Below are 14,597 nucleotides of genomic sequence, written 5' to 3' on the forward strand. Positions count from 1 at the left end.
TTGCACCCTTGTGGGGCAATCGTCTGATGCAGTTTCAGCTGAACGGACAAGAGCTGGATGCGGCCAAAGATGACAGCGGTGACCCCGATTTCGAAAAGGAGTTTGGGGATGATGGCAAGGGTTTTGTGCCCGCCAAAAGCGGGACTTACCGCTTTGAAGTGCCGAAAGAGATCACCGATGTTCAGTTTCTGTCGTTTATGACGGCCGGCGCTGAAAACTACGATATGACGGTGCACAACGTCCGTTTTGACGTCTGGCCAGAAGAAGATCTGCGCCCGCGCCCTTACCTGATTCGCTATAACCGCCTGGGCTACCTGACCAATCAGCCACAGCCGGTCATCCTGGAGTGGCAGGAAGACCTGAATGCACAAGAGTTACCGCTGACCATTCGGCAAGCCTCACATGGCGAACGCGTTGAAACCGTAAGCCGTACCCTGGTTTCGGCTGACGCTGGCCTTGCCATTACGCCTATAGAGCTGGAGCTGAGCGAGCCGGATTACAACACGCTGATCATCCCCGAGACGGTAAAGCGTACCGAACACACCAGCGCGCTGGTCAGAACCCGAACTTCGCTTGATGAGTATGAGAAACAGCGGGACCTGGCGCTGGGCGCGTTTCATTGGTTCGATATGCGTACCTATCCGGGCGCGCACGAGCAGGATCGGCAGGCGACGCTGTACGGCCATGATAAGACCCTCGATGTGTATGGTGGCTGGTACGATGCCGGTGACTACGGTCGTTACAGCGTCAATGGTGCCTGGAGTGTCATGGTGATGCTGATGTCGTATGTCGCGGCTGAAGACGCATTTCCGGCTGAAATAACACCGCTGACGCGAACGGATGCTGAGCGCCCCGCCTTACTCGATCTGGTGCTGCCGGAACTTGAGTTTTTGCTGAAAATGCAGCGCGATGATGGTGCCGTTTATCACAAGGTGTCCTCCCGGGACTGGCCATTACTGACGACCTCGCCCCAGCAGGATCAGGACGCTCGTTTTGTCATGCCCATCAGCAGTACGGCAACGGCGGATGTCGGTGCAGTGATGAATCTGGCGGCTTATCTGTTCGCCCAAACCGGGCGTGATGCCGATGCCGAATGGGCGGAACGATTTGCTCAGGCCGCTGACCGTGCTGGGGATTTTCTTGCCAACCATCCTGAGCGCATCATGGTTGCGGATCGTTATGACGGCGCCGAGTACGGCGGGCCTTACACCGACAGTGACGACTCGGATGAACGCTTACTGTATGCGGTGTCCCGTATGTGGCGGGGAGAACCCTTGGACGTGTCGACTTACCAGTCCTTGCTGCAGCGTGCCGATGAGCCCCGCTTTGGCGATCAAACACCCGACTGGATGAACGTGAACTTCCTGGCCGTATTTAATGCGTTGATGGCCAGCGAATCACCAGAACAATCGTCAACGTTGTTAAAGGTGGTTGAGCAGGAGTTTTCCCGGTTGCTGAACGTTCAGCAACAAGACCCTTATGGGTTGATGATTGCCGGTACCGAAGACGAGTTTGACTGGGGCAGTAACGGCGTTATTGCCACCATGGGTACGCAGTTGATGTGGTTGCATTCTTTAACGGGCGAGCAGGATTACCGTGACGCGGCCTACCGCATGAGCCACTGGTTTTTCGGTTTGAACCCGCACGGACTGAACTTCACCACCGGAGCCTCACGCTTCAATGTCCGACATCCGCATTTCCGGCCGCTGGTCTCGCAGGCGGCACCGCAGCCTTATGGTCTGCTGGCCGGTGGTCCGAATTCGGTCGCATTGAAAGGCGATCAGGTGGCCGCGTCCGTGTCGAACAAGGCGCCGATGCAGGTGTATGTCGATCACCAGGAGAGCTGGGCGACCAATGAAGTGGCGATTAACTGGCAGGCCGCCTGGAGCAGTTATCTGGCACTGTTGGTCAACGCCTTTTAATCAGAAAACTCAGGCACCACAGGCAAGTGGTGCCATGGACCTGACAATAACACCCGAAAAGGGGAATAACAGACAGGGATGTTCCGCTCGGAGGCCGAGAGACTCCGTCCGACAACCGTACTAACGATAACGTGGAATCCCTGATGAAAATAAAAACCTGTCTGATCAGCCTGTCGCTGCTCGCCTCCTGTGCGATAGCCAGTAACGATCTCTCTATCATCCCGACGCAGACCAACGGGTTTGAACGAAACTTTAACCCGTTTGACCCGACGGTCGGTTCGTTTTACGCCACCGACTTTATCTACGAACCGTTGTGGATTTTTAACGTTTGGCACCCGGAGAACGATTTTCCAAGGTTGGCGAGGTCGGTCAGTGTTGCCTCCGACTATCGCAGCGTCACCTACACCTTGCGCGACAACGTACGCTGGTCCGACGGTGAGCGTTTTGATGCCGACGATGTGGTGTTTACCGTAAACTATGCGCGTAAGCATCCGGATTATCCGGTCAACATCGACCTGTTCGATCCGGCGACCGATAACGGACTGGTCAACGATGTCGAAAAGCTCGACGACTTCACTGTGCGGTTTACGCTGGTGCAACCCAATGCGTTGGCGCATCAATCGATCGGTGGCTTATACCCATTGCCTGAACATATCTTTTCCAAGATTGATGATCCGGTGAACCATGCGAACCTGACGCCGGTGGGTACCGGACCTTTTACGGAAGTCGATACCTTCCGCACCACCTATTTTAAACTGTGTCAGAACCCTAATTACTATCAGGCGGAACAGGTGCAGATCGATTGTCTGCGTTTTCCACATTATTCCGGCAACGAGCAACTCTGGGCCGCCGCCCGGCGCGGCAAAATTGATTGGATGGGCCAGGGTATCAATCAACCCGAAGAACAATACACCTCCTATTTGCCGTCAAACAAAGTCTGGCTCGCACCGGGGGCTAATACCAATGTGCAGATTAATACGACACGCGCGCCGTTAAACGATGCCCGCTTCCGTCAGGCGTTGAGCATGGCATTGAACCGCGACGAAATGCTCAGCGAAGACACCTTCGGGCTGACCAGTCCAACGCCCTGGCCGGTGGCCACCGGGCCGGGTTATACCGCCTGGTATGATGCGCAAACGCTGGAACCTTATGCACGATTGATGCAATACAATCCCGGTGAGGCCGCCGCCCTTTTGGACCAGGCGGGTTATCGGGACACCAATTCGAATGGTTGGCGCGAACTGCCCGATGGCACCGAGATTAACATCGGTGTTGCCGTGCCCAGTGGTTGGACCGATTGGTTCAATGTGGTGTTGACCATGGTGGATAACTTCCGAGCCATTGGCATTAACGCACACGTTGAAGGCATGGACGAACAGAAATGGTTTGAGCGCATTCCGACGGGGGATTTTGACCTCTACATGATGTGGACGAACCCCGGCATTACTCCGTGGAAAATATACAATGAGCTGTTCGATCCGAACTCGATGACTCCGGGACAACTTGAAAACCAGGCCATGCATCAGTATCGCTCAGAAGACATCGAACGTTGGCTGCAGGCGTTTACCCAGACCAACGATCCGACGGAACAGCGACGATTGATTACGCAGATTCAAACTGTTGTGGCCGAACAGGTGCCGGTCTTGTCGTTGTTTGCGAACCCGATCTGGTACGAGTACAGCGACAAAGAGTTTGTCGGCTGGGTAACGGAAGATAACCCCTATGTTCGCCCGCAGGTGCATAAAGGTGTCCCGGAGCGACTGATTCATGTATTAAATCTGAAACCGCGGGAGTGATGACAAGCCCGCGAGTGTTTCTTGTGGGAGGCTGCTTACAGGCGCGGCGAGCTTAACGCTCGCTGGCCAGCGGCAGATAGACGTCAGTGATCATCTCGTGCTCGGACACGTCCGGAAAAAAGCGAACCCGTTCAAACAGAAGTGGGAAGTCGGCCAGGTCGTATCCGGAGCTTGGCAGCCATTCGGCATAAAGCGAGTGAACTAAACGCTCCAGTGCATCGTCGCTGCCCTGTAACCGCGCCCGGGCGTAACGTCCGGCCGGAATCGTTCGGCTTTCCATGCCTTCGAAATCGGCTGGCAACTCGCCTTGGATTTCGCAGGCCAGATCGAATCGGTAATCGTCATCGGTCACCTCATTCGGGTCGTCGTATACCAGATTGAATGTCCGGCTATGGCTTGGCGACAAGCCGTTTCGTTTGCGCCAGGCAATAAACGCCTGCAAGGTGTGGCTCAGTCGCGCTGGATTTCCTCGATGCGGCATGACGGCCAGTGGAATGGCAGGCATTTCAATGACAGTGACGTCCGGTAACGGTGCTGGCATGTGCTGGTTCCTCAGAGTTTGAATGGGATCGTAGTGTTGTGCCCAAACGGAAAAGTCCGGTGAACGACGAAAGTCGCTTGGTGCCAGGCCAAAGTGCTTGCGAAACGCTCGATTAAACGCCTCTGGGCTGTCGTAGCCACAGTCATAACCGATGTTGGTAATCGAATCGCCGGCCCGATACGCCAACCGGAACGCCGCCCTTTTCAGTCGTAAACGCCGGATCAACGTCATCACGCCGAGGCCGAAGGTCGCGCTGAATAACCGGTGAAAATGAAACCGGGAAACGTGCGTCAGCTGCGCCAGCTGGTCCACACTGAGGTCCTCCTCGAGAGAGGATTCAATGTTGGCCAGAACATCTTGTAAGCGGTCATTCAGGTTCAATGGCTGTATCCGTTTGAGTGTGCTGAGCAGTTTACCGGCTGTGAGAGAAGATACCTGATCATTCGTGCTCAATGTTCAGGACAGGCGTAGTCGATTCGGTTAAGGTAACCAAAAACCCCGGTCAGGAATACGCCATGTTTTATCGCCGTAAGCACTATGTCATTCGGGATCATTTCGTCGATGATTTTAACCGGTTGTTCACTGACATCAATTTGCCGAACCAGTTGAAACATGGCGCCCGTCTGATCGGTCGATGGATGATGCCACTCGACAACGGCGACGTGGAAGTCTTTGCCATCTGGGAATATGACTCTGAAGCGGCTTATGAGCGCATCGAGCAAAGTGTCCGTGCCGATACCGAACATGGTGATCGGATTCGACAATGGTTCGCCGAACGCGGTGGTCGCGAGCATCTGTCCAATACTGCCTTTGTTTCCATTCGCAATGACATTCTGACCGATACCGTCACGCCGCATCGGCTGACTGAGACACAGCCGGAGGCCGGCATCGATGCAATACACTGAACGCCATCATCTTGAAGTTTCTGCGCAAGCGGCGGGTGCTGTCATTGTTGATACTGATAACCGGGTTTTGCTGGTTCGCGAGCGCGAGGGGACGAAGAAAAATCTCTGGCACATTCCTTCCGGCCGGCTCGAAGCGGGCGAGTTTCCTGAACAGGCCGCACAACGTGAAGTGTTTGAAGAGACCGGTTTGCGGCTCTCCTTTGATCATTTCCTGAAAACGTACGTTGGCTGTTTTGACGACGGTGCTCTGGTACTGCGCCACGTTTGGTTAGCGACTTTGCCTGTAAACGCAGAACCTAAATCTGCGTTGCCGGATGAAATTGCTGAAGTGCGGTTATTCAGCTGGGAAGACGTTGACCAGCTTTACCAACAGGGTCAGTTGCGAATGCACCAGACCTGGCTGATGGTGAACGACGCGCGCCGGTTTTTACGTGAGCCGCCGGAGCGACCATGCTGAAAACGCCCGGGGTCGCGCGCGACCCGGGGCGTGGAATCTCAAACTCAGTGGGGCACCTGACTTGTTGCCTGGCAGGTCTCAGGTGCGGCATCGATAACAGTCAGCGCCTCTTGTGCCATTGCTGACAAGTAAGGCGTTTCCCCACCTTTGCCTGCGGTGGCTGAGACATACGACACCAGGTCTTGTCCGGCCTCAAATCGATGATTCTGAATCTGACTGTTGGAACGGTTCAAGTAAGCGATCGACATTTCCGGGGTGCTGCCATGTGACGCCGAGGGATCACCGGGCTGGCCGATCATGGTGCAGTTTGAGTCGGAAAATGACACCAGGCTGTTGCGGATTTCCAAACCGCCTTCTCGGAAGTCACGGAACAGTTTCTCCAGGAAGTAAGGCATGTCGTCGCCTTTGTCATTGGCTTCGTCCAGATTATTCAGCACGATGTTGTTTTCAAACAGAATACGACCGCCGACGCGCACGCTCAGGATATCCTTGCGATAGCCGTAAAACACGTTGTTAAACGCATGCAGTTGACCGCGACGCATCAATGGAACCCGACGCAGGGTGTCATAGCTTTTGTTTGCGTAGTATGGGTCTTCGGTGATGAACAGGTTGTTGTGCATGGTGGCCGTAATCTGTTCATTGATCGTTCGGCTATCCGATGAGCCCATCAGTCCGGCGCGTTTCACGTTAATCAGCTTGTTGAACGATAACGTCACATCGTACGCCCCGACTTTAATATCCCAGGCCGAGTCGCCGGTGGTGTCAAAGGTGTTCTGGTGTATCCAGATGTTGTGCGATTCGCCGGTCGAACGGATCATGTCCGGGTCCAGGTTGTGATCTTCAACGTGCCCGGCACCGCGGAACTCCATGTTGGTGATGATCACGTTATTGCTTTCGTGGGTGGACTGCCCGCTGCTGTCTTTGCCGATTGAAAACCCTAAAAACTGCATGAACGCCTGTGTGCCGCGGCCGTCGATGGTGGTGTTCGAGTCGACCAGCAACGTACGAATCGGTAACGACTTGTCGTTGAGCTTATCGTTGTAAAAGGTGTTCAGGCAGCTACTGGCGGAAACGCCATTGGCCTCACACCATTGCTCAGGATTTCGGCACTGTTCCGGTGTGGCGTTGTTCAGTGCGGAGAGCACATCGCCATCGTTGCAGTACAGGCTGTGCATTCGAATGGCGGTTTCGTCGGCGAAATCGGCTTTATCAAATACAATCCAGTTAGGCGATGGGTCACTGATGGCCGCCAGCAGTTGTTCTGCGACGGAGGCGGACGCGTCGTTGCGGATGACGACAAGCTGGCTGCCGCCGTCAGCTGCATAGCCGCCGGTGGTGTTTTCGCCAAAACCGATCGGGCGACCCAGCGTCTCCGCCAGACATTCGACGATCGCCTGATCGGATGAAAGTGACGATTCGCGCCAGTTGATGTCATCGTTCTGAACCAGGTCGAGGCACACTTGAGCGGGCGTATCGGCATTGCCGGAACCGGAGTCATCTCCATCCCCGGAACCGTTATCGCCACCAGTGTTTCCGCCATCATCGCCTGCGCCCCCGTCGTCCTCACCATCGTCCGAACAGTTGCCAGGGTTCAGGTTCTGGCCAGCGATGTGCAGGTAATCGATGTTCGCCAGACCTCCGTCTGAGGTTGATTTGAGCGTCACTTGGTTTAGACCGGCATTCAGAAAGACGGGTACCTCAGTGGAAAGCTTATACTGTGCCCAGTCGCCCGTGCTGTTTCCCTCGAAGATAACCTGCTCGGTACCGTTCACCAGATAGTGCCCCGGACGGGATGAATCGTCGCCATTGGCGTAGCGTACGCGAATGAGATAGGTGCCGGCGTCTTGCGCGTTGATTGACCAGCGAATCTCGCTGCCCATTGCATTGTCGGTGTTGGCATACCCCAACCCGGTAAAGCCGAGATGCTCCTGCTCGATGACGCCGTCAACCTGACAAAACCCGGAATGGTTTTCCTGAAGGATAAGAAACGTTGTTGGGTCGCTGTTGTCGTCATCGGTTCCTTCGTCATCTCCCTGATCATTGTCGTTGTCGCCGCCGTTATCATTGCCGCTGTTGATGTCAGCATCGTTATCGACAGGCTCTTCCAGTTGCGGTAAATCGGAAACGTTTTCGCCGAGATCAATTTGAAAGTCGCACCCGGCAAAGGCGAGCAGAGCGCTCAATGCGACGATGGTTCGGAATGTCATGATGTGTCCCTGTGGTGTCATTCGTAAAATTGGTTTTGAAAAGAAATACCAAAAAAGGCGACATTCAGCTGAGGAAAACGGCTGTTTTGTGGGGTAGGTCGGTGGTTTTCCGGGACTTTTATGCGAAAGTGTGAACTATGTAAGAATTTTAGAGATAACGAACACTTCAGGGGTTTTGATTCGACAGTCTTATTGTCCATTTTGGTCGTTGGATTATCCATATTGGGTGACCGTTTGTGGAACGACTGTGATTTGATAAGACGTCCGGCGCTCGTTTTTAACGCCCAATAAGGAAACAGAATGATTAAACTCAGGACTGAAGTTCCAACCGTCGACACCTACATCAAGGTGCGACTGGCCGCTGGCCTGTCACGGAAATCCGAAGAGGCCGCTCGACTCGCCTTACCAAATTCGCTCTTTGCCGTCACGGTTTATGACGATGACAAACCCATTGGCATTGGTCGGGTGATTGGCGATGGCGGCTGCTTTTTTGAAATCACCGACATGGCGGTGTTGCCCGATTATCAGGGACAGGGCATCGGTCGCCAGATCATGACGGCTTTGGTGGACTGGTTAAAAACAAACGCGCCATCGACGGCCTATGTCAGTTTGATGGCCGACCATGGTACGCCGGATTTTTATGAGCGCTTTGGCTTTACCAAAGCGTCGTTGCCTAAATCGTCGGGCATGTACTTACGAATTCCATGAAGCCGAACATTTCTACATTCACGTTTGGCGGAACGCGTCCGGGTCCGGTTTCTGTTTATTTGCATGGCAAAGGTGGCTTTGGAAACACGGCCGGGCTTTACGAGTATGAGGATTTTCCGCGACTGCTCCGGGATGGAACGTATCAGCCGGCTTGTCCGTTTGTTGTGCTTCATGCGCAGTCGGGAGAGCACTGGAACCTGGCAGAGTTAAATGATGTTCTTCATCTTATTGCTCGCCAGTATCCGGACCGTAGTATTCATTTGATGGGCTACAGCCGTGGTGGAACGGCTGTCTATCGGTATCTGAACACTTATCCGGATACCCCTGTTGCCAGTGCGACCATCATCAATGCACGGTTAGTTGCAAACTATGCGGGATTGAAACCCATCAGGTTGTTTCATGCCGTCGATGATCATTCCGAACCTGTTGAACGTGTTCAGAACTTTGTTGATCAGCAATCTCAACGTCACGTTTTGGTTACGTTAACGGTGACAGCGGGCAACCATTTTAATATCGGCCAGGTTGCACGTCAGCTACTGACCGAGCTGGCGCAATGAGTGCTCTGTTTAGCAAGTTAAACTTCACAAGAAAAGGTTACCAAAGTTGATAAAACCTCGTTACTGGATTGCCTTAAGCGCGCTGCTCTTGTTAACGCTGACGGTTGTTGTCTCTCACTGGCCGTCGACGATGTCATTGGGTCTGCCTAATAGTCCTTATCAAACGGTATCGACCTGGCCTGAGTTTGAGCGTCCCGTCGACGCAGCGCTTGAAGCGAGAATCGACGACATTCTTCAGACCATGACGTTGCGTCAGAAAGTCGGTCAGATGACTCAGGGCGAAATTCAACACGTCAGACCGTCGCAGGCGAAAGAATATGGTTTGGGTTCGGTGTTGAATGGCGGTGGCAGCTGGCCCGGTAAAACACCCTTTCATGTGTTGGAGGATTGGTTGGAACTGGCCGATGCCTATTGGCTCGCTTCAACCGAATCCGCGACTGGGATTCCATTGTTATGGGGGACCGATGCCGTGCACGGACACAACAACCTGCAGGGTGCTACGTTGTTTCCACACAACATCGCTTTGGGTGCAACCGGTGACTTGGAACTGGTGCGTTCGATTGCGGCGGTGACGGCCGACCAGGTTCGCGCCAGTGGTGTGGATTGGACCTTTGCACCGACGGTTGCCATTGCCGATAACCCGGCCTGGGGTCGAAGCTATGAAAGTTTTTCGCAGGATGCCGATGCCGTGTTTCACTTTGCCAAAGCAGTTGTCGAAGGTTACCAGCAGGGTCAAAACGCGCCGGGTATTCTGGCAACCGCCAAGCACTTTATTGGTGATGGCGCGACGCGCAATGGCGTCGATCAGGGCGATGCCTGGGTGTCGGAAGCGATACTGCGTGAACGGCATGCTCAGGGTTTTTATGGTGCGTTGGACGCTGATGTCCAGGTGATCATGGCCTCGTTCAACAGCTGGTGGACGAAACGATTACACGGTCATGAGTATCTGCTAACCGATGTACTCAAAAAACAAATGGGTTTCGATGGCTTTGTGATTTCCGATTGGAATGGCATTAACGATGTTTACCAATGCCTGCCAAATTCGTGTCCGCAAGCCATCAATGCCGGCATCGATATGGTGATGGTGCCCACGGCGTGGAAAGCCTTTATCGATAACACCGTTGCTTCGGTTGAAGCCGGGGACATACCCATGAGCCGAATCGATGACGCCGTCCGTCGCATTCTGCGCGTGAAGCTGCGCAGCGGTCTGTTTGAACAGCCCCGGCCTTCTGAACGCATCGGTGCCGGAGACGAGTCGGCGGTAAACTCTCCAGAGTTGAATGCGCTGGCGCGACAAGCGGTTCGGCAGTCGACCGTGTTATTGAAAAACAATGATCAGGTGTTGCCGTTGAATCCAGCGGGTCGATATTTGGTTACCGGTCTTGCCCATCGAATCGCGATTCAAGCCGGTGGCTGGTCGCTGAACTGGCAAGGCGGCGCTTACGACAATGACTATTTTGGACCGTCGGCGACGTTGTTGGATGGACTCAGGGAATGGACAGGGGCAAACAATGGTTCACTGCAGGTGGGCTTGCCGGGCGTCAACGAAAAGCTCGACGCCGATGCGGCCATCGTGGTGCTCAGTGAGCGCAGTTACGCGGAAGGCGAGGGCGACTTAACCGCCTGGCAATCGTCTGCAGCCGAAAAGCAGACGGGATTTGATGGCATTGCGCAGTTGTCGGCCATTCAACAACGTTATCCGGAACTGCCCATCGTCACCATTGTGATCGCTGGACGGCCGCTGTGGATGAATCCACAAATTAACGTATCGGATGCCTTTGTGATGGGCTGGTTGCCGGGCACTCAAGGCGCCGGTATAGCTGACCTTTTGTTTGGGGAACATCCTTTTACCGGGCGGCTGCCCTTCAACTGGCCGGCCGATGATTGCGAAGGTTTACCTCGGAGCACCCGACGTGCCGCCTTTGCTGTGGGCTACGGTTTGACCACGGACCAGACTGTAATCGTCCCCGAGTTAAAAGCACAGCCAGCCAGAGAGATTGGCACCAATGGCCTCGCGCCTGACTGTGTTTGGCAGCGTGTACTGCTGAGCCCGTTTCAGTAATCTCACTGAATCGAAACGACTAAGCTGATAGTTCGGCTGAAAATGAGTAAGCTAACGGGCTTGTTTAAAAGGAGCTTTTCGTGAAAAAACTGACTATCTCACTTGCCACCCTGTTTTCCTTGGCGTTGTTTGCTTTGCCTGCGACCGCTGACCTACCTGAAAAAACCAATCGGGTGGTGAACGTGCTGGAAGATTATGGTTATGAAGTGACCGTGGGTGAGGAATACATTGAAGCCACCCATGAAGACCATCTCGACCTGACCATTGAAGCGTTTTACGACGGTATGCTGTTCACCAGCTACTTCATTACCGGCGATTACGGTCACACCAACATGGCGGCCTATCTGGAACTGATCAATGAGCTGAATCAGGGCGCGGTTTCGACACGTTATTACATCGACTTCGAAGGCGATTTTTTGATCGAAGGCTTTTATCCAGGAAAATACAAGAAAAAACAGTTGGAAGCCTTTCTGGAATCGCTCTATGTCGATGAAGAAGATCTTTACGACCGAGCCGATGAGATCAACGAATATCTGAACTGATGTACTAATAAGAAAGCGGGCTTGGCCCGCTTTTTTATTTATCCAGGAGACCGTACGATGCCAAACTTTACCATTCGTGAAGCCCGCGATTCTGACTGGGAACACATCTGGCCGATATTTCACAACATCGTTGCCGCCGCAGACACTTACGGGTTCGATCCGGACACCGATTACGATGCGGGACGAACGTTGTGGATGACACTGCCGAGGAAAACCTATGTTGTTGAAGCGAACGGCCGAACACTGGGCACGTACTATGTAAAAACCAATCAGCAGGGGCCCGGTTCGCACGTTTGTAATTGTGGTTACATGGTCGCACCCGATGCGCGCGGTCGCGGCCTCGCCAGTGCGATGTGCGAGCATTCGCAACAGGTGGCGGTTGAGCTGGGTTATCGCGCCATGCAATTTAACTTTGTTGCGTCGAGTAACGAAGGCGCCGTTCGGCTTTGGCAGAAGCTGGGTTTTGATGTGGTTGGGCGATTACCTGAAGCGTTTGAACACCCGACGCTTGGGATGGTGGATGCGTTGGTGATGTATAAGCTGCTTGAGGCTCACGCCTAAAAAGCAAAACCGTTGTTTTGCCATTTCTGCACGTAAAAACGTCATCTGGCACGCTGATGTTTTCGTAACCGATCAATTAAGGCGTCTATACTTGACGCAACTTCGATAAAACAGCGGCAGAATCGACAAGTCATGCATATACTCTTCTCTAAACTGTTGTCAATTTGGTCAAATGACTGTTGAGTTCAAAACCGTCGATGAGGCGCTGGATTTCTACTGGGATCAGATGCTGACCGATCCGGCCACCACGCTGGTCGGTGTGGAAGCGATGTTAGTCAGTACGCCCGTAACCCATGAGCGTTATCCGCATCTGGAGTTTTACCGCGCCTGTTGCTTTCTGTATTTAGGTCAGTTGCAGGAAGCGCTGGAGGCTCTAGACCTGTTACTCGACAAGGCCTTCAACGTCGGTGATCAGCATCAGCAGCGTCGGGTTCAGAACTCCCGCGGCATGGTACTGAAAAGTCTGGGACGTTTTGACGAAGCCGCACAGGCATTGGAGGCGTCGGCCGAACTGTGTCAGGTTCTGAAAATGCCGGAAGCGGAAATACCAGTTCGTTTGAACCTGGCAAACCTCTTTCTCGAACTGGAAGATCAGGTAACGGCACAGTGGCAGCTGAACCTGATTTTCGGTTTGCCGATGGCTCAGATCAGCGATGAGTGGGCCGGTGAACTGGAGTTTCTGAAAGCGCGCATTGCCATTGGCCGTTTTGATTTTGGTGACGCTCAGGACTCCATTAAAAACGCCTTATCGGTCGCCGAGAAACTGGCCTACCACCATCTTCGCGTGAACGCTCTAACCCTTCTGGGCCGGGTCCACCGCCTTCAGGGTGCGCTCGAGTCGGCCGTGGCGATTCTGGAAGACGTTATTGGTGACCCAGGGTTTGAGCTCGAAGGCGTACTCGGCGTGACTGCCTATGTTGAGTTAATCAAGGCGCTGATGAGTCTGGGTTGGTATGAGCGCGCGGCGACTTTTATCGCGCAGGCTCAGAAGATTCTGGATCGTCAGTACAACAGTAAGTTTCAGTATCAGATTCTCGAACTGACGGCCGCCAGTGCCGCGCATTCCGGCGGCTACGAAAAGGCCTATCTGGCTTCCCAGGAAGCATCTCGGCTACGACAATCGGTGAACAGTGATCAGGTGAAGCACTCGTTGGCGATTGAGCGCCATCAGCGGGAGCAGACGCGCTTGCAAGCCGAGCGCCACCTGACCGAGCGGGAAAATGAACTGCTCAAAGCCTCACAGCGACGATTGGAAGTGGTGAACGAGTTTGCCCGGGAACTGGCCTCCACGCGAGATACCCTGCAACTGGGGTACGCCATTTACGCACTGATGAAAAAGCACTTTGATGCCCACGTGATTGCACTGGCGAGTAACGATGAGCCTAACCGATGCCTGACGTATCGGGCCATTATTGAACGAAACCAGGCATTGCCGTTGTATTGTTTGTCTTATGATCTGGAAGACAGCCGGATGGTTCAAACGGTACGGCAGGGTGAACCGCTGGTGTTTCACGATGACGACCCTCTGATTGGCTACGGTGATCCCACTCTGGTTCCTTTGTCACAGCTCTTTTTGCCGCTGAAACTCAATGATGAGTTGGTTGCGGTGTTGTCTTGTCAGAGCAGTCAGGTCGGACATTTTCAGGGCGACGACCTTGAGCTGATTCTGGCGATTGCGCCATTTTTGACGTTGGCGGTCGACAATGCGCGCAGTCATGAGCACGTGTATGAGCTGAATCAGCAGTTACGCGAAGAAAAAACCACCATTGAGCAGGCGCGTAAGCAGATTGAACATCTGGCTAACCACGACATGTTGACCGATCTGCCCAATCGACGCGCGCTGGATGAGCGATTGGATCTGCTGATGGACTCGCCAGAGCCCTTTGCTTTTGCTTATGTCGACCTGGATGGTTTTAAGCCGATTAACGATCAGCATGGTCATGCAGTCGGCGATGCTGTACTCAAGGTGGTCAGTCAGCGACTTCGGCATGTACTGCGCCAATCGGACTTTGCCGCTCGCATCGGCGGAGATGAGTTTGTGTTGATTCTGTTTCAGGAAACCAAGCAGGACGACCTGACGTCCGCTCTGCAGCGGATTCTCGACAGTATCCGGCAACCCATTTCTATTGAGCAACGGCTGTTGCATGTCTCGGCGAGTATCGGTGTGGTGCGATACAACCAAGAAGTTCACAGCCGAACCGAACTGCTGCACTTCTCTGACCAGGCCATGTATCACGCCAAGCGCGGCGGGGTTGGTGGCATTCACTTCTTTGAACCCGACACGAACTAACCTGTGACCGTTTTTTATCCCGTATAGCAGGCGGCGACCTACTCATGCC

12 protein-coding genes are annotated in these 14,597 nt (G+C 53.8%); 10 read left to right on the forward strand and 2 right to left on the reverse strand.

Annotated features, from left to right (window positions below; all coding sequences use genetic code 11):
* Both MED297_RS00230 and MED297_RS00235 read left to right on the forward strand, forming a co-directional pair.
* The coding region (locus MED297_RS00230) for a glycoside hydrolase family 9 protein (RefSeq protein ID WP_008041254.1) at positions 1 to 1,922 on the forward strand (1,922 nt) is incomplete at its 5' end.
* A 143-nt stretch (positions 1,923 to 2,065) separates the two neighbouring features.
* Positions 2,066 to 3,718, forward strand: coding sequence for an ABC transporter substrate-binding protein (locus tag MED297_RS00235; RefSeq protein WP_008041255.1), 1,653 nt, complete (start codon positions 2,066 to 2,068; stop codon positions 3,716 to 3,718).
* A gap of 52 nt (positions 3,719 to 3,770) precedes the next feature.
* Here MED297_RS00235 and MED297_RS00240 read toward each other — a convergent pair whose 3' ends face one another.
* A complete protein-coding gene (locus tag MED297_RS00240) occupies positions 3,771 to 4,640 on the reverse strand; it encodes an AraC family transcriptional regulator (protein ID WP_040556461.1) in 870 nt (289 codons plus the stop codon).
* A 134-nt stretch (positions 4,641 to 4,774) separates the two neighbouring features.
* On the opposite strand from MED297_RS00240, the gene MED297_RS00245 reads away from it, so the two are divergent.
* Together MED297_RS00245 and MED297_RS00250 are read left to right on the forward strand one after the other, a co-directional pair.
* The gene (locus tag MED297_RS00245; RefSeq protein ID WP_050762835.1) at positions 4,775 to 5,164 is read left to right on the forward strand and encodes an NIPSNAP family protein; all 390 of its coding nucleotides are present in this window, start codon (positions 4,775 to 4,777) and stop codon (positions 5,162 to 5,164) included.
* The gene (locus MED297_RS00250; protein WP_008041260.1) at positions 5,151 to 5,621 is read left to right on the forward strand and encodes an NUDIX domain-containing protein; all 471 of its coding nucleotides are present in this window, start codon (positions 5,151 to 5,153) and stop codon (positions 5,619 to 5,621) included. Before MED297_RS00245 ends, MED297_RS00250 begins: the two co-directional genes overlap by 14 nt.
* A gap of 44 nt (positions 5,622 to 5,665) precedes the next feature.
* Here the strand turns inward: MED297_RS00250 and MED297_RS00255 are convergent, their stop codons facing one another.
* Positions 5,666 to 7,828, reverse strand: a complete 2,163-nt coding sequence (locus MED297_RS00255; protein ID WP_050762836.1) for a pectate lyase family protein — start codon at positions 7,826 to 7,828, stop codon at positions 5,666 to 5,668.
* A gap of 300 nt (positions 7,829 to 8,128) precedes the next feature.
* On the opposite strand from MED297_RS00255, the gene MED297_RS00260 reads away from it, so the two are divergent.
* The 6 genes from MED297_RS00260 (at position 8,129) to MED297_RS20910 (ending at position 14,548) form a co-directional block, all read left to right on the forward strand.
* On the forward strand, positions 8,129 to 8,536 hold the full coding sequence (locus tag MED297_RS00260; RefSeq protein ID WP_008041262.1) for a GNAT family N-acetyltransferase: 408 nt from the start codon (positions 8,129 to 8,131) through the stop codon (positions 8,534 to 8,536).
* Positions 8,533 to 9,093 carry a hypothetical protein gene (locus MED297_RS00265; protein WP_008041263.1) on the forward strand — a complete coding sequence of 187 codons (561 nt, stop codon included), beginning with the start codon at positions 8,533 to 8,535 and terminating at the stop codon, positions 9,091 to 9,093. Before MED297_RS00260 ends, MED297_RS00265 begins: the two co-directional genes overlap by 4 nt.
* A 46-nt stretch (positions 9,094 to 9,139) precedes the next feature.
* Positions 9,140 to 11,155: a glycoside hydrolase family 3 protein gene (locus tag MED297_RS00270; RefSeq protein WP_008041265.1), complete on the forward strand. Its 2,016-nt coding sequence runs from the start codon at positions 9,140 to 9,142 to the stop codon at positions 11,153 to 11,155.
* Between the two features lie 80 nt (positions 11,156 to 11,235).
* Complete coding sequence (locus tag MED297_RS00275) at positions 11,236 to 11,697, forward strand: hypothetical protein (protein WP_008041267.1); 462 nt, start codon at positions 11,236 to 11,238, stop codon at positions 11,695 to 11,697.
* A 57-nt stretch (positions 11,698 to 11,754) separates the two neighbouring features.
* On the forward strand, positions 11,755 to 12,258 hold the full coding sequence (locus MED297_RS00280; RefSeq protein ID WP_008041269.1) for a GNAT family N-acetyltransferase: 504 nt from the start codon (positions 11,755 to 11,757) through the stop codon (positions 12,256 to 12,258).
* Between the two features lie 172 nt (positions 12,259 to 12,430).
* Complete coding sequence (locus MED297_RS20910; RefSeq protein WP_008041271.1) at positions 12,431 to 14,548, forward strand: diguanylate cyclase domain-containing protein; 2,118 nt, start codon at positions 12,431 to 12,433, stop codon at positions 14,546 to 14,548.
* Positions 14,549 to 14,597: the final 49 nt, after the last annotated feature.

The sequence above is a fragment of the Reinekea blandensis MED297 genome (genome assembly GCF_000153185.1).
Lineage (GTDB): Bacteria > Pseudomonadota > Gammaproteobacteria > Pseudomonadales > Natronospirillaceae > Reinekea > Reinekea blandensis.

Excerpts from the sequence above, each read along its gene's own strand:
- MED297_RS00235 (WP_008041255.1), top strand. The coding sequence starts at position 2,066 with ATGAAAATAAAAACCTGTCTGATCAGCCTGTCGCTGCTCGCCTCCTGT.
- MED297_RS00245 (WP_050762835.1), top strand. The coding sequence starts at position 4,775 with ATGTTTTATCGCCGTAAGCACTATGTCATTCGGGATCATTTCGTCGAT.
- MED297_RS00250 (WP_008041260.1), top strand. The coding sequence starts at position 5,151 with ATGCAATACACTGAACGCCATCATCTTGAAGTTTCTGCGCAAGCGGCG.
- MED297_RS00255 (WP_050762836.1), bottom strand. The coding sequence starts at position 7,828 with ATGACATTCCGAACCATCGTCGCATTGAGCGCTCTGCTCGCCTTTGCC.
- MED297_RS00260 (WP_008041262.1), top strand. The coding sequence starts at position 8,129 with ATGATTAAACTCAGGACTGAAGTTCCAACCGTCGACACCTACATCAAG.
- MED297_RS00265 (WP_008041263.1), top strand. The coding sequence starts at position 8,533 with ATGAAGCCGAACATTTCTACATTCACGTTTGGCGGAACGCGTCCGGGT.
- MED297_RS00280 (WP_008041269.1), top strand. The coding sequence starts at position 11,755 with ATGCCAAACTTTACCATTCGTGAAGCCCGCGATTCTGACTGGGAACAC.
- MED297_RS20910 (WP_008041271.1), top strand. The coding sequence starts at position 12,431 with ATGACTGTTGAGTTCAAAACCGTCGATGAGGCGCTGGATTTCTACTGG.